General features: G+C 42.1%; 17 protein-coding genes. 6 read left to right on the forward strand and 11 right to left on the reverse strand.

Annotated elements, in window-relative coordinates; all coding sequences use genetic code 11:
• Positions 1–107: 107 nt before the first annotated feature.
• A complete protein-coding gene (locus tag FAY33_RS06830) occupies positions 108–935 on the reverse strand; it encodes a MerR family transcriptional regulator (RefSeq protein ID WP_143320115.1) in 828 nt (275 codons plus the stop codon).
• 157 nt (positions 936–1,092) lie between these two features.
• Between FAY33_RS06830 and FAY33_RS06835 the strand changes: the two genes are divergently transcribed.
• Both FAY33_RS06835 and FAY33_RS06840 read left to right on the forward strand, forming a co-directional pair.
• The gene (locus FAY33_RS06835) at positions 1,093–2,850 is read left to right on the forward strand and encodes an ABC transporter ATP-binding protein (RefSeq protein WP_143320117.1); all 1,758 of its coding nucleotides are present in this window, start codon (positions 1,093–1,095) and stop codon (positions 2,848–2,850) included.
• A gap of 52 nt (positions 2,851–2,902) precedes the next feature.
• Positions 2,903–4,609 carry an ABC transporter ATP-binding protein gene (locus tag FAY33_RS06840; RefSeq protein ID WP_243126652.1) on the forward strand — a complete coding sequence of 569 codons (1,707 nt, stop codon included), beginning with the start codon at positions 2,903–2,905 and terminating at the stop codon, positions 4,607–4,609.
• Positions 4,610–4,689: 80 nt separating this feature from the next.
• Here FAY33_RS06840 and FAY33_RS06845 read toward each other — a convergent pair whose 3' ends face one another.
• Entirely contained in the window at positions 4,690–6,114 is a 1,425-nt protein-coding gene (locus tag FAY33_RS06845; RefSeq protein WP_143320119.1) for a DUF1266 domain-containing protein, read from the reverse strand.
• Positions 6,115–6,326: 212 nt separating this feature from the next.
• On the opposite strand from FAY33_RS06845, the gene FAY33_RS06850 reads away from it, so the two are divergent.
• Positions 6,327–7,016 (forward strand): aspartate/glutamate racemase family protein, encoded by a 690-nt coding sequence (locus tag FAY33_RS06850; RefSeq protein WP_143320120.1) that lies wholly within the window; start codon positions 6,327–6,329, stop codon positions 7,014–7,016.
• Between the two features lie 8 nt (positions 7,017–7,024).
• On the opposite strand, the gene FAY33_RS06855 is transcribed toward FAY33_RS06850, so the two are convergent.
• Both FAY33_RS06855 and FAY33_RS06860 read right to left on the reverse strand, forming a co-directional pair.
• Positions 7,025–7,561, reverse strand: coding sequence for a flavin reductase family protein (locus FAY33_RS06855; protein WP_143320123.1), 537 nt, complete (start codon positions 7,559–7,561; stop codon positions 7,025–7,027).
• Between the two features lie 113 nt (positions 7,562–7,674).
• Positions 7,675–8,331 (reverse strand): flavodoxin family protein, encoded by a 657-nt coding sequence (locus FAY33_RS06860; protein WP_143320125.1) that lies wholly within the window; start codon positions 8,329–8,331, stop codon positions 7,675–7,677.
• Between the two features lie 293 nt (positions 8,332–8,624).
• Here FAY33_RS06860 and FAY33_RS06865 point away from each other — a divergent pair, with 293 nt between their 5' ends.
• Both FAY33_RS06865 and FAY33_RS06870 read left to right on the forward strand, forming a co-directional pair.
• Positions 8,625–9,686, forward strand: a complete 1,062-nt coding sequence (locus FAY33_RS06865; protein WP_143320128.1) for an NAD(P)-dependent alcohol dehydrogenase — start codon at positions 8,625–8,627, stop codon at positions 9,684–9,686.
• A gap of 206 nt (positions 9,687–9,892) precedes the next feature.
• Positions 9,893–12,064 carry a methyl-accepting chemotaxis protein gene (locus tag FAY33_RS06870; RefSeq protein WP_143320130.1) on the forward strand — a complete coding sequence of 724 codons (2,172 nt, stop codon included), beginning with the start codon at positions 9,893–9,895 and terminating at the stop codon, positions 12,062–12,064.
• A 40-nt stretch (positions 12,065–12,104) separates the two neighbouring features.
• Here FAY33_RS06870 and FAY33_RS06875 read toward each other — a convergent pair whose 3' ends face one another.
• The 7 genes from FAY33_RS06875 to FAY33_RS06905 all read right to left on the reverse strand — a co-directional run bounded on the left by FAY33_RS06875 (position 12,105) and on the right by FAY33_RS06905 (position 18,003).
• Entirely contained in the window at positions 12,105–12,629 is a 525-nt protein-coding gene (locus tag FAY33_RS06875; protein ID WP_143320133.1) for a DUF1456 family protein, read from the reverse strand.
• A gap of 52 nt (positions 12,630–12,681) precedes the next feature.
• Positions 12,682–14,136: a DEAD/DEAH box helicase gene (locus FAY33_RS06880; protein ID WP_143320135.1), complete on the reverse strand. Its 1,455-nt coding sequence runs from the start codon at positions 14,134–14,136 to the stop codon at positions 12,682–12,684.
• On the reverse strand, positions 14,129–14,647 hold the full coding sequence (locus tag FAY33_RS06885; RefSeq protein ID WP_143320137.1) for a ClbS/DfsB family four-helix bundle protein: 519 nt from the start codon (positions 14,645–14,647) through the stop codon (positions 14,129–14,131). The genes FAY33_RS06880 and FAY33_RS06885 overlap by 8 nt, the downstream gene beginning before the upstream one ends.
• A 68-nt stretch (positions 14,648–14,715) precedes the next feature.
• Positions 14,716–15,423 carry an ABC transporter permease gene (locus FAY33_RS06890; protein WP_143320139.1) on the reverse strand — a complete coding sequence of 236 codons (708 nt, stop codon included), beginning with the start codon at positions 15,421–15,423 and terminating at the stop codon, positions 14,716–14,718.
• Positions 15,411–16,337, reverse strand: a complete 927-nt coding sequence (locus tag FAY33_RS06895; protein WP_143320141.1) for an ABC transporter ATP-binding protein — start codon at positions 16,335–16,337, stop codon at positions 15,411–15,413. Before FAY33_RS06895 ends, FAY33_RS06890 begins: the two co-directional genes overlap by 13 nt.
• Positions 16,338–16,434: 97 nt before the next feature.
• Entirely contained in the window at positions 16,435–17,304 is an 870-nt protein-coding gene (locus FAY33_RS06900) for a sensor histidine kinase (protein WP_243126637.1), read from the reverse strand.
• A gap of 3 nt (positions 17,305–17,307) precedes the next feature.
• Positions 17,308–18,003: a response regulator transcription factor gene (locus FAY33_RS06905; RefSeq protein ID WP_143320143.1), complete on the reverse strand. Its 696-nt coding sequence runs from the start codon at positions 18,001–18,003 to the stop codon at positions 17,308–17,310.
• 260 nt (positions 18,004–18,263) lie between these two features.
• Between FAY33_RS06905 and FAY33_RS06910 the strand changes: the two genes are divergently transcribed.
• Positions 18,264–20,270, forward strand: coding sequence for a KUP/HAK/KT family potassium transporter (locus tag FAY33_RS06910; protein WP_143320146.1), 2,007 nt, complete (start codon positions 18,264–18,266; stop codon positions 20,268–20,270).
• Positions 20,271–20,299 lie beyond the last annotated feature (29 nt).

Raw genomic sequence — 20,299 nt, forward strand, 5'->3', positions numbered from 1 at the left:
AACTACCTCCTTGCCATTCTCTGTTTTTTCTAAAACCTGTTTCCCCTCAGATTCGGGGTCACCAGTTCCTTTAAATTTTACCTCAAACCTTGGAGATTCACAATGGGTTATACGGAAATTACAGGTATTTGTATTTTTATTACATATTCATTGGAATCTACAGCCGCAAGATGGCTTAACATGTCATCCTCATAGGAATCCCCATCAATCTGCATATGATTTTCCTCAATAAATTCCTTAATCTGATCATAAGACTTGTGCAGTTGTATGTAGGGTCCCTTGTGAATCATAACCGCATACGTTCCAGCCCTTTTTCGTATCATTCTGTCACTGTCAATGGCAGTCTTAATTTTACTGCTGTAATACCCCACCTTCTGATACTGCCCCGCCATTACATCTTCCTTTTTTATAATTGCGCCCAAAAGAAGCTCGCTTTCACTGCTCAACTGACCGCAGTATTCAAAATGTTCCCGAAGCTTTTCCAGTTCTTCCTTTTCAGAAGCATATCCTGTCATTTTAACTGCGATATAATACTCTTCCTTACTCTCTTCCAGATAAGGCACCCCATAAACACATTGTAATGCCTCTTCGGTTGTCTCAATGGTAGCAAGAATCCTCTTCCTCATTAAGATGGTCTTATTAATCTCCGTTTCTAACTGCTTTTCCTTTTGCTTTAGTATGGAAAGAAAGTGATTTGGGTTATAATCTCCTATATAATCTTTTATTTCGCTCAAAGACGATCCCGCCTGTTTTAATATATAGATCATATCATAAAGGTAAAACTGCTTAAAAGAATAGTACCGGTATCCATTGGGCTTTACAAGCTCCGGTTTCAAAATGCCGATTTCATCATAATGAAATAAGGTATGTTTGGTTACTCCGCACAATTGTGCAAACTCTTTTGTTGTCAGGTATTGTTGGTTTTTTCCGGACATTTTCCACTTGCCTCCTGTTCCTGTTTCATGGTTACGGGAACTGCCCTAAAACAGCCAGAATCCTCTTGACTTTCGGGTTACCCTATCCTTTATAATGACATGGCTGCCAAAATCCGTCAATAGCTGATTTTTAACAATTTTTTACAGGAGGAGTGTTATGAGAAATTTACTGCATTATCTAAAGCCGCATAAAAAGCTGCTTGCAGGTGCCGTAATATTTTTATTCTTTAATAATTTTACTGCCATGTTTTTACCTACACTGACAGCCAGATTAATTAATGTAGGGGTTGCCAATGAAGATATTCCCTATATTTACCGCATCTGTATTCTGATGCTTACGGTTGCTGTCTTTGGCGGACTGAGTTCCATTGTTTCCGCCATACTCGCATCCAAAACAACTGCCGGATTCTGCAGAGACCTGCGCGAAGCCCTTTTTATCAAGGCACAGCAGTACTCCCTGACAGACTTTCAGACAGTTGGAACTGCGTCCATGATCACCCGCTGTACCAATGATATTAATATTTTACAGCGGTCCGGTATGATGTTTTTAAGGATTCTTCTTCCTGCACCGGTTATGACAATCGTGGGACTTACTCTTGCCTTCCGTACCAATGTGCGTGTTGCATGTTTTTTTGTTGCCGTGATTCTATTCTTCGGTATCATGGCTTACTTAATCGGCCGCAGAGCCATTCCCCTGTTTAAGCACATGCAAAAACGAATGGACCGTCTTACCTATGTCCTTCGGGAAGGCATATCCGGGGTACGGGTTATAAGAGCCTTTAACCGCCAGGAATTTGAAAAGAACCGCTTTGTGGATTCCTGCAGCGATTACCGGGAGATTGCAGTAAAAACAGGGCGTGTATTTGCCATCTTACTGCCTTCTTTATTCATTATTATGGATTTCAGTGTTGCTTCTGTTATATGGTTCGGGGGCATTCAGGTTTCTAACGGCTCTATGGAACTGGGAAGTATTTTTGCCCTGATTGAATACTTAACCATTATTCTGTTCTGCGGTGTTGCGGCAGTGATGTGCTTTATGGAGATTCCCCGTGCATTAAGCAGTGCGGAACGAATCAATGAAGTACTAAGCCTTGCACCAGAGATCCGTGATAACCCTGCTGCACTTGAGAAAAGCCCGATGAAGGGAACTCTGGAATTTAAAGATGTTACCTTTGAATACTCCAATGCGGAAGAACCGGTATTAAGCCAGATTTCATTTACAGCCAGGCCGGGACAGACCACTGCTATTATCGGAGGCACAGGTTCTGGTAAATCCACCATTGCCAACTTAATCCCCCGGTTCTATCAGGTGAACAAAGGCGAGATTCTGTTAAATGGGATTGATATTAAAAAATATCCGCAGAAAGTGCTGAGAGATAAAATCGGATTTATTCCCCAGAAAGCTTTTTTATTCCGGGGAACCATTGAAAGCAACATCCGGTTCGGTAAAAAGGATGCTACCATGGAAGAGATTCAGGCGGCAGCAAAGACCGCCCAGGCCCATCATTTTATTGAAGGTCTGGAAGACGGATACCAGTCTTATGTAGCACAGGGCGGATCAAATCTTTCCGGCGGTCAGAAACAGAGAGTTGCCATCGCAAGAGCTCTTGTTAAAAAACCGGAAGTGTATGTGTTTGATGACAGCTTTTCAGCCCTTGACTTTAAAACCGATTCCATGCTTCGAAAAGCTTTAAAATCAGAGATCAAAGATTCCGCTCTCATCATTGTTGCACAGAGAATCAGCACAATATTAGATGCAGACCAGATTATTGTCCTTGACGAGGGAAAAGTGGTAGGAATGGGACGCCATGAGGAACTGATTAAAACCTGTCCCATCTACCAGCAGATTGCTGCCACACAGTTAAGTGAGAATGAATTAAAAGGAAAGGAGGCACCGGATTATGAACAGGCATAAAAAGACAATTGTAAGAAGACTGCTTCCATACTTTAATGGAATGGGCGTTAAGATGATATTCGTTATCATATTTTCCATTTTAAGCACTGGCTTCTTCATTGCCAGCCCATTCTTTTTAGGAAAGGCGCTGGATCAGCTTGCAGACGGAATCAAAAATGCCATTGCCGGCGGCACCAGGTTTTATGTGAATTGGGGAACCATGGGCAACGTTTTTTCCATTCTTATCGCCCTTTATGTCCTGAGTTTTATTACCAACTATGTGGCGGGCTATATGATGTCAGCCGTTACAGAAACCGTAACCTTAAACATGCGTAGGACCTTAATGAAGAAACTCAACAGCCTTCCTCTCAGCTTCTTTGATGCTACCGAGCGGGGAGACATTTTAAGCCGTGCCACCAATGACGTGGAAAAAGTAGCAGACTCCTTAAGGGAAGGTTTTATCCGTCTGATCAGTTGTTTCATTTCCATTGCCGGTTCTGTTATCATGATGATATCCATCAGTCCGGCATTATCCGTGGTTTCCTTTCTTACCATTGGAACTGCTACTGTTCTGACTGTATTAATCTCAAGAAAGTCCAGAAAATACTTCTTTAACTATCAGACTTCTCTTGGCGATTTAAATGCCAGCATTGAGGAGACCTTTACCGGGCAGCTTGTTATTAAGGCATTTAACCAGGAAGAACCATCTCTGGCAAAGTTCCGGGAGATCAACAACCAATTGTACAAACACAGTACTTCCTCTCAGATCGCCCAGTTTATCGTTGCTCCATGTGTTCGTGTCATTAATAACTTCGGGTACATTGCCATTGCAGTTTTAAGTGTTATTTCCATTATACAGGGACGGCTCACCATCGGAATCGTTCAGGCATTTATCCAGTATTCGGATAAAGCTGCAGAACCGGTTATTGAAGGTTCCCAGATCATCAGTTCCATGCAGTCCGCTTTTGCATCCTGTGCTAGATATTTTGAAATTATGGATAAACTGGAAGAGGTTCCTGATCATATCCACAATGCAGTTCTTCCTGAGACAAAGGGTAACGTAACCTTTGAGCATGTACAATTCGGCTATACTCCGGATCACATATTAATGAATGACATCAATATTCAGGTAAAGGCTGGAGACCGGATCGCCATTGTGGGACCTACCGGTGCTGGAAAAACAACATTGGTGAACCTGCTGATGCGTTTTTACGAGATACAAAAAGGCTCCATTTTAGTGGACGGTGTGGATATCACCTCCATGTCAAGAGCGGAGCTGCGCAGTAAGTTCGGTATGGTTCTCCAGGATACCTGGCTGTTTGGAGGTTCCATAAAAGAAAATATTGCATACAGCAACTTTGATGCAACAGAAGAACAGATTATCGCGGCTGCCAAATCAGCAAGAGCGGATCACTTCATCCGCACCCTGCCAGGTGGATATGAGACAATTCTTAATGAAGACGGTTCCAATGTCTCTCAGGGGCAGAAACAGCTTCTCACCATTGCAAGAGCCATTCTGGCTGATCCAGCCATTCTGATTCTTGATGAAGCCACCTCCAGCGTGGATACCAGGACCGAAGCGGAGATTCAGAAAGCTATGAATAACTTAATGAAGGGCCGGACCAGTTTTATTATCGCCCATAAATTATCAACCATTCGGGATGCGGATTTAATTCTTGTCATGGACCACGGTACTATTATTGAACAGGGTACTCATACACAGCTTCTGGAAGAAAAGGGATTTTATGAAACCCTTTATAACAGCCAGTTTGCGCAATAAATCATGATAATAAGAGCCGCTGTCACATCAGTGTTCCTTCACCGATGTGACAGTGGCTCTTATTTGTTTGCTCATCAGATTTACTGCCTGTTCCCAAGTACCTGATTCAGTTCTGTAAATGCAAGTATGGCATTATGAATATCTTCGGAATAGTAGTTCTTAATCTGTTCCTTTTCTAAAAATACATCTTCCTTTTTGCTGATTCCAGCCTTTTTAAAATTACGGGGCATAGAAAACATGGTCATCCCATTCACCTTAAATAAAATCGCATCCAGTTTTGAAAAATCATAGGAAAACTGCAGTGTCTGAGTCCAGGGAAATACATGCAGCCTGGAACTGAACAGTTTCTTTTCAATGAGACGGATGCCATGGCTGGTAATTAAAAGCTTGGAGTGGCCGATAAAAGGAATCTCATCCGGATCTTTTTGAAACCATTTCTTTTTCACAATGGCTTCCATATCATAATAAGATTCTGAATTCTGATCTGCAACCGGAACCGTATAAGACAGCTCACAGAATTCCTCTTCAAGCAAATACTCCACACCATATTTCTGAAACACAGGAAGAACCCGTGACTGGACAAAAGAGAAGATGGGGTCTGCTTCTCCAACTTCAGATTCTGCTGCATTAAGAGTCAGATTATAGCTTTTTCCAATCTCTCTGCAAAATTCTGCTGTATCACTGCCCTGCCAAAGCCCGGACACTTCAAGCAGTCTGCCTTCATGAGCCGCCAGTTTGTAGCAGCTATTTAAATAGTCTGAGGAATCAAGAACAAAGGCTCCTCCGTCCGAAGACATAACCTGTTTTCCTAAAACCGCACTTGCTAAAAAGGACTGCCAGTTATCAAAAACTGTTTCTGTAAAGGTACCGTAACGGTTTAAAAGTTCTTCTGCCTCCAGATCCGTCAAGTAACCGCAGGCCTGGCTGTCGGCAAGAATGGAGATGGCACGGGACAGATGAAAACCTGCCACGGATCTGCCTTCTGTTAAGGAAAGCCAGGAAAGATTCTTCTCAAATAATAAGGCGAGGTTGTCTCGTTCCTTCTGATTCTCCGCCTGAAACATATCAAGAATTGTAATTTTTATATCCTGTAAAAGATTTTCAAAATCATCTTTCATATGAAATTGCTCTAAAGCAGAAGAAAAGGGAGCCGTGTACTGTAAGAGCCGGTCTCCTGCTGATAAATACTCTCCTGCCTGTTCTGGCGGCATGGAACGGAATTCTCCTGGTGCATTTAAAAACAGATCAATCAAAGCGCTGTAAACGATTCCTTCTGCCCAGGCATATTCCATGAATCCGTCCACCACCAGAAGCATGTCCTCTCTGTTGTTAATTCCGTAGTTGTCTTTTAATGCTTTTTTTACAATCATCTTGCTTCCTGGAATGACTGTATGGGGATTGGTGGTTGTCAGTACGTCTCTGATCTGTTCCGGAGATGGCTTATCTTCCATAAAAAGAATTCCATAGCGGTACATGGCTGTCAGTATTATGTATTTGTTATTCACTCAATTCTCCTCTTTCTTTTTTTTCATAGGTTTATAATGAATTCTGGCCCCATCATTTCCTATTCCTACTATTTTAGTATATTTTTGCCGATAAAGAAAGAAGATTTTTCGCTAAAATTGCACGAACAGGAAGAAAATCCATTTTTTAAGTGGAAAATCGTTCCTTCCTATGATAGGATAGGAAAATAAAAAAGAAAACGGAGGCAAACAGATTGAAGACCATTGGTTTAATCGGAGGAATGAGCTGGGAAAGTACCATGACCTATTATCAGCTCATCAATCAGACAGTAAAAGATCATCTGGGCGGACTGCACTCCGCAAAAATTCTCTTGTACAGCGTGGATTTTTTTGAGATAGAACAACATCAGTCAAGAGGGGAATGGGAAGACTGTGCCCGTATTATGACGGAGGCAGCCATAAAACTGGAACAGGCAGGTGCTGACTTTATTGTGATCTGCACCAATACCATGCACAAAGTGGTTCCTCAGATGGAACAGGCCCTAACCATTCCTATTTTGCACATTGCCAGAGCAGCAGCCCATGCACTGAAAGAAAAGAACATTAAAAAAGCAGCTCTGCTTGGAACAAAGTATACCATGACTCAGGAATTTTATAAAAAAGAGCTGGAACAGGAAGGCATTGAAGTCCTTGTGCCTGATTCGGAAGACATAGAACGGATTAACCGGATAATCTTTGAAGAATTATGTCTGGGTGTGATTTCAGAAAATTCCAAAAAAGAATATCTCCGCATTATAGACGAGATGGGAAAACGTGGCGCAGAAGGGGTCATTCTTGGCTGTACGGAAATCGGGCTGCTGATCCGTCAGGAAGATACCACACTTCCAGTGTTTGATACTGCAATCATTCACGGAAAAAAGGCGGCTCTCGCCGCCTGTAAGTAGAATCCGGATTATTCAATAATATAAGCGCGGACAATCTCTCCATAAAACGCGGTGTGGAGATCCTGGTTTGCACCGTGGAATGACCCATCGACATCCTGAGGATAGCAGGCTTTATAGTATTCTTCTTTGATTGCATGTTCATCCTGTTTTTGTTTGTATACAACCTTGCACTCAAGGGTCAGGGGAAGTTCTTTGATTGCAGGAGCAGATACCGCTTCCGGCTCTACCAGGGTGAGATTTAATTTTTCAATCTTATCCACGGAGCGGCCGGAATCTGTTCCGCATATCCCCAGAATCTTTTTATCAAACTCTCCATAAGGAATATTAATGGTAAAGTCAGAGCCTTTTTCTAACTGTTCCTTTGTAAAACGGCTCTGTCTTACAAACGTTGTAAAAATAGGAACTCCCCATTCAATTCCCAGAGTTCCCCAGGAGATGGTCATGGAATTCACCTTTCCATCGGCTTTTGTCGTTAAAAGAACCCCTTTGTTTACTGCTTTTAAAATCTCCTTGGCATAATCAAATACATCAATTTCTTTTTTCATCCTATTCTCCTTCACTAAAGTCTTGTTGAAGATATCATATCCATATACAGCATTTCGCACAAGTATGCACTTTTTTGTAAGATACTATCCAAAAGAAAGCCATGATCAAAGGTTTAGTGTGATTGGGACTGTGTACCTAACCGTTTTCCCAGTTCAAATGCACGCTTTAAATCCAGAGGAAACTGCTCCTCTCTCACTTTTGCTTTGTGAGATTCTTTGAATTTAGACACCTCATACAGGGAATAATCCCGAAACTGATACGTATCATTGCAGATGAATATCTCCGAATTCCCATGAAACAGTTGAAGCAGTGACTGATTCTGTGCAAACACACTTTCATAACCCGCCTGTGTCATAATCTCTTCGTTCACATTCATGGTATAGATAAACCCGGTTTCGATCGTTCCATGAAATGTAGAGAAATCTCCTTCATGATAAGATAAATTGGGAAACCACAGACGTTCCAGAAACGAACGCATTTCTCCTGTGACATTGCCAAAATAGATGGGAGATCCCAGTATTATGCTGTCACAGGAAAGGGCATATTCTAATACTTCTTTTAGATCATCCTTTACCGCACAGATTCCATTGCATGTACTTCCTTTGCGTTTACAGGCAAAGCAACTGATACACCCCTTAAATTGGAGATCGTATAGGTTGACAAGTCTTACCTCAGCACCGCTTTCCTCTGCTCCCTGCAGTGCTTCTTTTAACAACTTTGCTGTATTTTCATTCTTCCGTGGACTTCCGTTAACAGCCAAAACCCTCATCGTATTCTCCTTTTCCATTCCCGCGATTTTGTTACCAGCTCCTAAGATTTTATATTAACATAAAACTGCCTGCCATGAAAATACGATAATAAATGATACCAGTATACAAAGTGATAGTTAGTATCCTTTTATACTATGTTAAAACAAAACCTGTTTTTCTATAAAATTCTTCTAAAATCGACAATTAATAATTTAATCAATATATAACTTGGAATTGACTACACAAATACAGGAGTGTATAATAAAAATAGCTTTATATGTTAATCAATTAACAATCAAAGGAGATGTTTTTTATGAAGGGTTTTGCAATGTTAGGAATTGGAAAGACTGGATGGATTGAAAAGGAAAAACCAGCCTGTGGACCTATTGATGCGATTTGCCGCCCCATTGTTCTGGCTCCCTGTACGTCTGATATACATACGGTCTGGGAAGGTGCCATCGGAAACCGCCATGACATGATTCTTGGTCATGAAGCAGTTGCAGAAGTTGTGGAAGTCGGAGACTGCGTCAAAGATTTTAAGCCGGGCGATAAGGTGATTGTACCTGCCATTACACCGGACTGGAACTCCATTGAAGCGCAGGGCGGTTATCAGATGCACTCCGGTGGAATGCTGGCAGGCTGGAAATTCTCCAACTTTAAAGATGGGGTATTCGGTGAATTCTTCCATGTAAATGATGCAGACGGAAATCTGGCAAAGCTACCGGAAGGGGTTGACCCGGTGGCTGCATGTATGCTTTCCGATATGGTTCCAACCGGATTTCATGGAGTGGAGTTAGCTGACATACAATTTGGTGATCAGGTGGCAGTCATCGGCATCGGTCCTGTAGGGCTTATGTCTGTTGCTGCTGCTGCACTTCGGGGCGCTTCCCATATCTATGCAGTGGGTTCCCGTCCCAACTGTGTGAAACTGGCAAAAGAATACGGGGCTACGGATATTATTAATTACAAGGAAGGAGATATTGCCGAGCAGATCCTTGAAAAAACTGACGGCAAGGGGGTTGACCGGGTCATCATTGCAGGAGGAACCAACGATACCTTTGCCCAGGCAGTTACCATCTTAAAACCAGGCGGAAAGATCGGGAATGTCAACTACCTGGGAGAAGGGGATTCTATTAAAATCCCCCGTATCCAATGGGGCTGCGGCATGGCTCATAAAGTGATTGCAGGAGGGCTGATGCCAGGAGGACGGCTCCGTATGGAAAAACTGGCATCTCTTCTGGAATCAGGAAGACTGGATCCCGAAAAATTGATCACCCACCGCTTTGAAGGCTTTGAACACATTGAAGAAGCGCTTCTGCTCATGAAAGACAAACCAAAGGATTTAATTAAACCAGTTGTTGTGATTCACTGGTAAATAGAAAGGCTGATTTTCTCCACTGTTAAAATATGCTAAATTAAGTGCATGCCATCCTAAGAAAACTTGTTGAGTAATCATCTGTATGGTATAATGCAGGAAGATAATTACAAAATTAGTAGAATTCTGTCGGGATAAGGGGTATCTGACACCATAAGAATGATACAATTGCATTTATCGGATATTTTAACTGGAGGAAATCAGATATGAAAGAAGAGCAAGAAGTACAAAAATCACCGCTTTTTGATTCAACACTCGAGAATTTGAACCAAAAAAATTCCATCAAGAGAAAATTACAGCTCAGCATTGCCATGTTAGTAATCGGAATCGCTGTTCTTTGCGGAGGAATCAATGCCGCCCTGCTTTACCATGTAGCTTCCAGCAACATGAAGTCAAGAATCAGTGACAGCACGTCTGCATATAGCCAGTCTGTCCACAATGCCATTCAGATTTATAAAACAAAAGTGGAGTCAATTGCCCAGAACCCTGATCTTACGAATCCAAACAAGTCGAAAAGCCAGAAAGAACAGCTTCTTTTGGACTTAAAAGATTCTTATGGCTTTGATAAAGTTATGATTGCAGATGCTTCTGGTAACACTCTTGAGGGAAGCAATGTTAAGGAGCGAGAATATTTTACCCAGGCTATGGCAGGCAACACCTATCTCTCAACCACATTGAAGAGCCAGACAGAGGATAAATTTATTCTGGTTGTCTCCACAAAGGTACAAAGCAACGGATATAATGGAATTATATTTGCTACATTGGACAGCACTGCGTTCAGCAAGATGATCAAGGATATTTCCATTGGAAAATCAGGTTACGGCTTCATCACAGATAAAACCGGAAAAATTGTCGCTCACAAAACCCAGGAAACTGTGGACAATGAAACCAATTACATTGAACTTGCCAAAGAAAATCGTTCTTTCAAGGGGCTTGGCAGGATGATCGAAAACATGACTGCCGGAAAAACCGATATACAGGCGGAAACGTTCAAGGGTGATAAACTGACCATTGGATACACTCCCATTCCTGATACAGACGGCTGGTCCATCGGTGTTGTCGTTAAAACTTCAGAAGTGATGAAAGACTTTTATGTTTCCATCGGTGCAACAGCCCTGTTGGCTCTGGCACTTGTAGCTCTTTCCTTTGTTTTTGCAACCCGGATCGCCAATCCCATTGTAAATCCGATTATCCGTCTGATACAGCGGATTGAATTCTTAAATAAAGGTGATTTACATACGGATGTTCCGCAGTTTGATACAAAAGATGAGATCGGAATTCTTTCCCGTTCTCTTACTCATACAATCAAAACCTTAAATGCAGTGCTTGGAGAGACTTCTTCTGTATTAATTGCCTTACAGAAAGGGGATTGCACCCAGACCTCTAAACTGGAATACACAGGAGATTTTATTCCTTTAAAAACTGCGTTAAACGGAGTGATCTCCAATTTAAATACAGTATTCTCCAATTTCAGAATTTCTTCCGAACAGGTTTCTATTGGTGCAGACCAGGTATCTTCCGGTGCACAGCTCCTTGCTTCTGGAACAACAGAACAGGCAGCTACCGTGGAAGAATTAAACGCTGCCATTTCCAGTGTAGCACTGCAGGCAGAAGAAAATGCAAAGACCGTGAACGAAGCCAGTGAATATGTGGTACAGGCAGGTGATGAACTTATAAAAGGCAATGCTCACATGGAGAGTTTAAATGCCGCCATGAGTGAAATCAGTCGTTCTTCCCAGGAGATCATCGGTATCAGTAAGGTAATTGAAGATATTGCATTCCAGACGAATATTCTGGCTCTGAACGCTGCCATTGAAGCCGCACGTGCAGGAGAAGTGGGAAAAGGATTTGCAGTTGTCGCTGACGAAGTCCGCAACCTTGCAGGAAAGGTTGCAGAAGCTTCGAAACAGACTTCTGTTCTATTACAACACTCCGCTGAAGTGGTAGGCGATGGAAGTAAATTATCCCAGGAAACATCAGAAATCCTAAAGCTGGTTCAAGACCGTTCCAATCAGATTGCCCGGTCTATGGAAAAAATCAAGGATTCCTCTTTCCAGCAGACTGATGCCATCGAACAGATTAATACGGGGCTGGCTCAGGTTTCTTCCGTTGTTCAGACCAATGCTGCCACCGCAGAAGAAAGTTCTGCTTCCAGTGAAGAACTGGCAGCCCAGGCACAGAACATGCAAAAAGAAATCAGTTGGATTAAACTGATGGACCAGGAGAACGTTCCTGAAGCAGTCCAGGAAATGACTCCGGAAGCTTATACGAAATCGGAAAAAGAGGAAGCTGTCTCTTATACAGAGGAACCAGAAGAAGAATTCTCTTCTGAGGATGACTTTGAAACAAGCTTTGAAAACGATTATTCTAAGTATTAATAGAAAAAAAGAAAGAGCCAATGATAAGCTCTTTCTTTTTTTATTTATTTTCCCGGTATCTGGCTGTCAGCCCTTTAAAAAAGACTTTAATATACCGGTCTCCGCATGGTTTATAATTCCTCTGTCCCTGTCTGCGGAGCACCGCACTCAACTCGCTGTTTGACAGTTGGGCACCGCCCTGTTGAAAGATGTGAAGCATGTCCTCTCCTGTTAAGGATAATGCAATCTTCACTTTTTTTAATACCACATTGTTCACATCTTTGTCATCCTTTATAAGAAATGCCTGTTTATCCGCTTCTCCCGGATCCGATTCCTTCTTTCCTCTTTTTAAAACAATCAGCCCGTTTAAAAAAGATTCCAGCATGGAATTGCTGCAAGGGCTTCCTTCGTTGGTCCAGACTCCTTTTTCCGAAGAATCCGTATCGCTGATGGTTGATTTCACCATAATTTTCTGCAGTTGTTCTTTTGTTATGGCCACTCCTCCAAGCTCAAATATCTTAACCATATCAACATCCTTAATATCCAGAGCATACCTTAACCGTATCAATATATCGTTATTAATCATATAATCCTCTTTCCCTGTTCCTGGGTTGTTCCCCGGTCATTCTTCTATTCCTTTATCCCCGTTTGTCCACTGCTTTTATTACCTTTAGCTGCTTTCCATTTACCGGTGTGTGCTTCATCGCTTCCAGAACAAGGGTACCTTTGCCATTTAATATCTCAATGTAAGTAAGAGTATCCTGAATGGTTATGATTCCAATATCTTCGGCATTCACTCCCTCCAGATTGGAGATGACTCCTACAAAATTGGTGGCTCGAAGCTTCTTTTTCTTTCCGCCATTGAAACGCAGCTTCATAATATCTTTATTAAGCTTGTCTCCTCTGATCTCCTTTTTTGGGGGAACCGTGAGCTGTTTCTCATCAAAAGACTCTTTTTCCCGGGATATTTCCTCTGCTTTTGGAACTTCCAGACAGGGAATGGAGAACCCAATCAGTTCCTCAATCTGGTGAAGAAATCGAAACTGGGTTCTGGTCACAAAGGTAATTGCCTTTCCCTCCTGGCCTGCCCGTCCGGTTCTTCCGGTGCGGTGGACATACGTTTCTCTCTCTAAGGGAATGTCGTAGTTAATTACAAGGGAAACCTGATCAATATCAATGCCTCTGGCAGCTACATCCGTTGCCACAAGATAGCGGTATGCGCCTCTCTTAAAGCCATTAATGGCTTTTAAACGGTCAGGCTGTTCCATTCCTCCATGAATCTTTCTGCACCCATATCCCAACTTATTTAAATCCTTACACACCATGTCTGCCCGGTCCTTTGTGCTGCAGAAGATGATACAGCTATCCGGTTTTTCCATAATGGTCACATCCGTAAGAAGATGAAACTTCTCCTCTTCAGAAGTCATGTAGAGAAAATGGGCAATTGCCGGTGCAGTCGCAGACTCTTGATCGGCTTCAATTCTTACCATCTCTCTGTTGCCGCCTGAGGTCAGTCTGAGCACTTCTTCTGGCATGGTTGCAGAAAAAAGCATGGTCATACGTTCTTTTGGAAGCTTGTCCATAATTGCCTGTACCTGGTCAATAAAGCCCATATCAAGCATCTGATCCGCTTCATCAATGACAAGGCAGGCAATCTTATTAAGAGGCAGAGTTCCCTTTTCAATATGGTCCAGGACCCGTCCCGGCGTTCCAACCACAACATGGGTCTTTTGTTTTAATTCCATCTTTTCAACAGCAAAAGGATGACCTCCATAGACGGCCGCAGCTTTCATTCGCTTAAACCGTCCAATATTGGTCATCTCTTCTGTTACCTGGACCGCCAGTTCCCTCGTAGGCGTTAAAACCAGGGTCTGAGGTTTATTCTCCAGCCATCTGCTTCCTTCACAGACCGGAATTGCATAAGCGGCTGTCTTCCCGCTTCCTGTCTGAGCTTTGACCACAAGGTCAATCCCCTCCAGTGCAAGTGGAAGAACCTGTTCCTGAACCTTTGTAGGAACCTCGTATCTCAGGACACGAAGGGCTTTTTTAATGTCTTCACTAATCTTGTAATCTTCAAAGCTCTTCTTATTCATGTACAATTCCCTTTTTCCATTTTCTGATCTTACTGCGGAACGTTTTGAACGGAGCCACCGTATTAATATGAATCCATTTCCAGATGGGCCATTTCGATGGTGTAGAGGAAGCCCATGCTCTTATATTCTGGTCAGTCAGTTCCTCATTGGAAAATGTACCTGTCCAACGGATGAATTCAGCCACTTTTGTCTGATACATCTCTATAAGACGGTGGAGAGGAAAGGATTCATACTGCTCATAAAAACTTTCATACAACCCTCCCAGATTGTTCCACTTGTAACCAGGTGCAGGAGTTTTCACTTCTTTTCCTGCCAGTTCATCCTGGTCCCAGCTCATAACCAGATTCATCCAGCCAAGCTGATATGCGATCATGCGTGCCGGACTTCTGTCAACCCCTTCTATTACCTTATCCTTATCCTGTTCCTCCACCGTTTGAAACTCTCCAATAAATAATCCAGCTGTCTTTTCGATCTCTGCAATCAGCTCTTCTTTGTCTTTGTATTCCTGCACTCGCTTCCTCCCTGTTTTTTCATTTTATCTATGTTATCATATACCAAAACAGGAAAGAATAAAAGCGGTTACATCAAATCTTCCTGCTCTGCACGAAAAATTGTAAGAAATCCACATACAAGAGCTGCTGCAAACATCAGGATAGGAAGAATGAAACTTCCACTCAAGGTTAAATCCCCGATTGTTCCGTTCATAACGGAAAAAATCAAAAATGAAGAGATAATTGCAGCCTTCGATGACTTTAACTGCCGTCCCACATAAAGAGGAATCAGGCTTAAGGTCACCGTAAGAATTGTCTTTAAAATCATCTGGACATACAATCCCGGGCTGGTTAAATCATATCCAAGAGGAAAACTGGCACTCAGTCCATATCCCAATGATAAAAGTACATAGAGAAACAATTTTGTGATTAAAAGACTGGCACCACAGAAAATCCATACTGCCATCATCTGGGAGAAAAGAATCTTTTTTCTTGGAATCGGGTAACTAAACATCAAATTCTGCGTCCTGTTTTTATATGCTTTTATAATAAAGGAAGACATCATTGCCGTTGTCAGGATCACATAGAATAAATTGCTGAATAAATCAATCTGCAACGCCATGGTAGCCAGCTCTTCTGCCGATTCTTCCATCACCCCAGTACCTGGATCAACTGCAATCCCCCAATAACAAAGGGCAAATAACAGAAGTCCCAGAATAGCCGCCCCAATCACCTCTGTTACCACATACTTCTTTATATGGTTCTTTTTCCATTCCATCTGAATTAATTTCCACATGTCATTTCTCCTCCTGTCACTTTCAGAAAATACTCCTCCAGGGACTCCATATGGGAGTAAAAGCCTTGTATCTCAACCTGATTTTCTGTTAATACTTTCACAATTTCCTGTGATGCTGCCTGGTTGCCATAGACTCTGATATGGTCATGGTTTAAGACCTTAAAATTGGTAATTGAAAGATGGTTTGATAACACATAAGATGCCTTTGTGACATCTGAGGTTACGATCTCTAAATACTCAAGCCCCTTGTCAGAAAGTTCCTTCATGGAAATCTCCCTTACCAGTGTGCCCTTATGAATAATTCCTATGGTATGGGCAATGTTTTCAATCTCTGATAACAGGTGGCTGGAGATGAGAATCGTCATTCCATATTCCTTACATAACATGAGAAATAGATCCCTTAACTGTTTCATTCCTGCCGGATCAAGTCCATTGGTCGGCTCATCAAGAATCAGAAGTTCCGGTTTCGTGAGAACGGCCCTTGCAATTCCAAGCCTCTGCTTCATTCCCAGGGAAAATTCCTTTACCTTTTTCCCTCTTACCTCTGTTAAAGACAGGAGCGACAATGCCTTTTCCACACTATCCGGGCTAAAATAGCCCATATATTCGCCGTGCATCCTTAAGTTCTCCTCTGCGGAAAGATCTTCATAAAAAACAGGGAACTCAATGATACTTCCCATTCGCTTTAAAACCGAATAGGAATCCGGAAGCAGCTTTTCTCCAAATAGTAAAATCTCTCCGGAAGTTGGCTTCCACTGGTTGGTGAGCATCTTCATCACCGTTGTCTTTCCTGCTCCATTTGGTCCGAGAAACCCGTAGATCTCCCCTTTTTCAATGTGCATGTTTAAATCCGATATAATGATCTCTGTGCCGATCTGTTTATTTAAATGATTGACTGATACGATTGTCTGCATATTGTCACTTCCTTTCCATATCCACAATTCTAGCAGGAGAACTCTTCAAAACTCTTGAATAAATCTTACAAATTTCTTTCGCGGTTTTTTTTATATTTTAATAATGAAACTGCTTTAATTTTAATGTAAATACGGTTTCCTGGTTCTCAATGCTTTTTAAAGTCAGAGTGCCATTGTTTCTTTCTGCCAGATTCTTCGCTATGGTAAGTCCCAGTCCGTTGCCCTGAATCTCCCGGTTTCTGGAATCCTCCAGTGTATAGAGGCGGTCAAAAACATGGGAAAGCTCTGAATGGGCAATTCCTTTTCCGTGATCAATGATCTCCACAAGCACAAAATCCTCTTCCGTTCGCAGAGTTAACCCAAGATAATGTCCATCTCCTCCATAGCGGACCGCATTGCTGATTAAATTATGCAGTATGCGCCCCAGAGCTTCCCGGTCCCCATAAACGAAAACAGGGGTGTCCGGAATGATAATATCCACCTGAAAGTCACGTTCTGTTAAGATATGATAGAAGTCAACAATGACTTCCCTGCAGAATTCATTGAAATTGATTTTAGACATGGTTAAAATGGTATCCCCGGCTTCCAGTTTGGCCAGGGTAAAGAACTGATCAATCCTCTCTTTTAACTCATTGGCTTTCAGGGATACTTTGTTTAACATCTCCTTATCCTCGCCCTCCTTCATCATAAGCATCTCCAGATAGCCTATAATAACGGTTAAAGGTGTCTTTAAGTCATGGGAAATGTTAGACAGCATCCGCTTGGTATTCTGTTCCGATCTGCGGAAACCGGCACTGATATTCTGCCTTTCTTCTAATGTCCGGTTAATCTGTTCAAGAAGATATTTCATCTCCTCTTCTTCGGTAAACAGCATTACCTTTTCATCGGTTTTCTCATCTAATATCCGTTTTAAATCATCGGCAATCTGTTTTATCTGCCTGGACATTTTTTTATGAAACAATGCCATAACCTATTCCTCCAGACTTCCCAGCTTGTACCCAATTCCCCATACAGTAAGAACATGTCTGGGATTTCTGGGATCGTCCTCAATCTTTGTCCTGAGCCGGCTGATATGAACGTTTACCGCATTTTCATCTCCAAAATAATCATCCTTCCATACCAGGGAATAAAGCTGTGCTTTGGTATACACTTTTTTCGGATTGGAAAGAAGAAGGCGGAATATCTCAAATTCCTTTGCCGTCAGCTCAACCAGTTGTCCGTCTTTTTTCACCGTATGGCTCTCCAGATCCATTTCAACAGCTCCAGTCTTAAGGCAGTCGGTTTCCATTTCCCTGGTAGTACTATACTGGGTGGTTCGCCGTAAATTAGCCTTTACCCTTGCAAGTACCTCGGTCAGAGAAAATGGTTTTGTAATATAATCATCAGCCCCCAGCCCAAGCCCAAAGATCTTATCGGATTCCGTGTCCTTGGCGGAAAGAATGACAATGGGAACCACACTTTCTTTTCTGATCCGCTTCATGACCTCCATTCCGTTTATCTTTGGCAGCATAAGGTCTAAAATCACCAGATCAAAAGAACCCTCTTCAAATACCTTTACCGCCTGCTCTCCATCAAAAGCAGTCTGCACTTCATATCCTTCCATCTGAAGATAATCAAAGAGCATCTGACTGATCTCCCTGTCATCCTCCACCAGCAGCAGATTCATCTTTTTGTTTCCTTTCTATCGTTAAAATACAACAATCTGTCTAAATTATATTTTGTATCAATCATTCTATTATTTCCTTATTCATGATAACTGATTCCAGAGAATATTTCAATTGACATTCTTAAAGCATTCTAGTAGAATGCAATTAACAAAAAGGATTTACTAACACCACAGAAGACGGACTTTTGCGTGATGTTTTATCAATCGGCAAGGGTCTCTTTTTGTACCTTTTTAATTCAGTATAAGGCAAAGGGGAAACCATGGAATCATCATCGAAACAACTTAACATTTCAAAGCTGAAACTGGGTGGAATCTTAGTCACATTGGGAGTGGTATACGGAGATATCGGTACTTCCCCTCTCTATGTAATGAAATCCATTCTTCTTGGCAACGGCGGTCTGGAGCATGTTTCAGAGAACTTTATTCTTGGAACTTTATCTCTGGTATTCTGGACCTTAACAGTTTTAACCACGATTAAATATGTTCTTATCACTCTAAAGGCGGATAATAACGGAGAAGGAGGAATCTTTTCTCTGTTCACTCTGGTAAGGAGCCGTTCCAAATGGCTGATTATCCCTGCCATGATCGGCGGATCCGCACTGCTGGCAGATGGAATGCTGACACCGGCGGTAACCGTTACTTCTGCTATTGAAGGACTTACCCTGGTTCCTGTCATGAACGACTATTTTGGAAACAATCAGGGAAACATTGTGATTCTTGTTATTGCAATTATCTGTATCCTGTTTTTTATCCAGCACATTGGAACCGAATTTATCGGCAAGCTGTTTGGTCCCATTATGCTTGTATGGTTTCTTACACTTGCAATATTTGGAATCGTCAATATGGCTGGTAATCTGTCCCTGCTGCGGGCATTATCCCCCCATTATGCAATCGAGATTCTTTTCAGCAAGGATAATAAACAGGGGTTTTTCATTCTTGGAAGTATTTTCTTATGTTCTACGGGAGCCGAAGCACTCTATTCCGATTTAGGACATGTAGGAAAGAAGAACATTTACCTGACATGGCCTCTGGTAAAGCTGTGCCTGCTGCTTAACTATTTCGGTCAGGGCGCATGGATTTTATCTGCTAAAAATGATCCGTCGCTTTCTGCCGCAGGACATTTGAATCCTTTTTATCAGATGATCCCTCATGGGTTTATGATATACGGCATCGTCATTTCTACGCTGGCTGCCATTATCGCTTCCCAGGCTTTGATCTCCGGTTCATTTACCCTGGTGTCCGAGGCAATCAAGCTGAACCTGTTCCCAAGGCTGCATACCCGTTACCCATCCCGTTTAAAAGGCCAGCTCTACATTCCGGCTGTTAACTGGATCTTGTGTATCATCTGTATCGGAGTGGTTTTATATTTCCAAAGCTCAGAACGAATGGAAGCAGCTTACGGACTTGCCATAACCGTTACCATGATGATGACTACCATTCTGCTGTTTAACTATATGTGTAAAAAGAAGACTCCCATTGTCCTTGCCTCCATTATGCTGGTCTTCTTTATGAGCTTTGAATTCTCCTTTTTCATTGCCAACATTGTAAAGTTTTTCCACGGAGGATTTGTTGCAATCATCATTGCAGTATCTATTTTATTTGTGATGTATTTGTGGTACCGTTCCCATATTATCAAAATGCGTTACCGGGAATATGTGCCTGTGAAAGATTATATTGACCAGTTGTCCCAGTTGCGCCAGGACCCGGAGATTCCCAAATACGCCAGCAATCTGGTATGCTTAAGCAACTGCTCCAATCCAAAAGAAATTGAACGCAAGATCATGTATTTTCTTCTGGATAAGCGGCCCAAAAAGGCGGATATCTACTGGTTTGTCAATGTTTCCGTTACAGATGAACCTTATCAGGCAGAATATCTGGTTGAGAAATTTGATACTTCCAATATTATAAAGATTCAGCTTAAACTTGGTTTTAGAATTGACCAGAACTTAAATGTATTCCTGCGCCAGATTTCCACGGAGCTGGTGAAAAACGGAGAAATTAAACCTCAGGATAATATTTACTCCATTCTTCCAGACCGGAAACTGGGAGACTTCCGGTTTGTATTTATACAGGAGATCCTTTCCCAGCAGTCCGCTTTATCCGCCTGGGATTCGTACCTGTTAAGAACCAAGTTTTTTATCCAGAAGTTTACGGCAACACCAGCCAACTGGTTTGGTCTTGATACCAGTGATGTTTATATGGAAAAGGTTCCTATGTTTGTAGGACATTGCAATCCGACCGTTTTAAAACGAAACCAAAAAGGGTAGACACGTCCTAATAAAAAAGAGGGAATCCC

Origin of the sequence: Clostridium sp. HBUAS56010 (assembly GCF_007115105.1) — a bacterium.
Lineage (GTDB): Bacteria > Bacillota > Clostridia > Lachnospirales > Lachnospiraceae > Lacrimispora.

Bases quoted from the DNA above. Each gene is read 5' to 3' on its own strand.
- FAY33_RS06840 (WP_243126652.1), top strand. From the start codon at position 2,903: ATGATATTCGTTATCATATTTTCCATTTTAAGCACTGGCTTCTTCATT.
- FAY33_RS06870 (WP_143320130.1), top strand. From the start codon at position 9,893: ATGAAAGAAGAGCAAGAAGTACAAAAATCACCGCTTTTTGATTCAACA.
- FAY33_RS06910 (WP_143320146.1), top strand. From the start codon at position 18,264: ATGGAATCATCATCGAAACAACTTAACATTTCAAAGCTGAAACTGGGT.
- FAY33_RS06830 (WP_143320115.1), bottom strand. From the start codon at position 935: ATGTCCGGAAAAAACCAACAATACCTGACAACAAAAGAGTTTGCACAA.
- FAY33_RS06865 (WP_143320128.1), top strand. From the start codon at position 8,625: ATGAAGGGTTTTGCAATGTTAGGAATTGGAAAGACTGGATGGATTGAA.
- FAY33_RS06895 (WP_143320141.1), bottom strand. From the start codon at position 16,337: ATGCAGACAATCGTATCAGTCAATCATTTAAATAAACAGATCGGCACA.
- FAY33_RS06855 (WP_143320123.1), bottom strand. From the start codon at position 7,561: ATGAAAAAAGAAATTGATGTATTTGATTATGCCAAGGAGATTTTAAAA.
- FAY33_RS06905 (WP_143320143.1), bottom strand. From the start codon at position 18,003: ATGAATCTGCTGCTGGTGGAGGATGACAGGGAGATCAGTCAGATGCTC.
- FAY33_RS06880 (WP_143320135.1), bottom strand. From the start codon at position 14,136: ATGAATAAGAAGAGCTTTGAAGATTACAAGATTAGTGAAGACATTAAA.
- FAY33_RS06875 (WP_143320133.1), bottom strand. From the start codon at position 12,629: ATGATTAATAACGATATATTGATACGGTTAAGGTATGCTCTGGATATT.
- FAY33_RS06900 (WP_243126637.1), bottom strand. From the start codon at position 17,304: ATGGCATTGTTTCATAAAAAAATGTCCAGGCAGATAAAACAGATTGCC.
- FAY33_RS06835 (WP_143320117.1), top strand. From the start codon at position 1,093: ATGAGAAATTTACTGCATTATCTAAAGCCGCATAAAAAGCTGCTTGCA.
- FAY33_RS06890 (WP_143320139.1), bottom strand. From the start codon at position 15,423: ATGTGGAAATTAATTCAGATGGAATGGAAAAAGAACCATATAAAGAAG.
- FAY33_RS06860 (WP_143320125.1), bottom strand. From the start codon at position 8,331: ATGAGGGTTTTGGCTGTTAACGGAAGTCCACGGAAGAATGAAAATACA.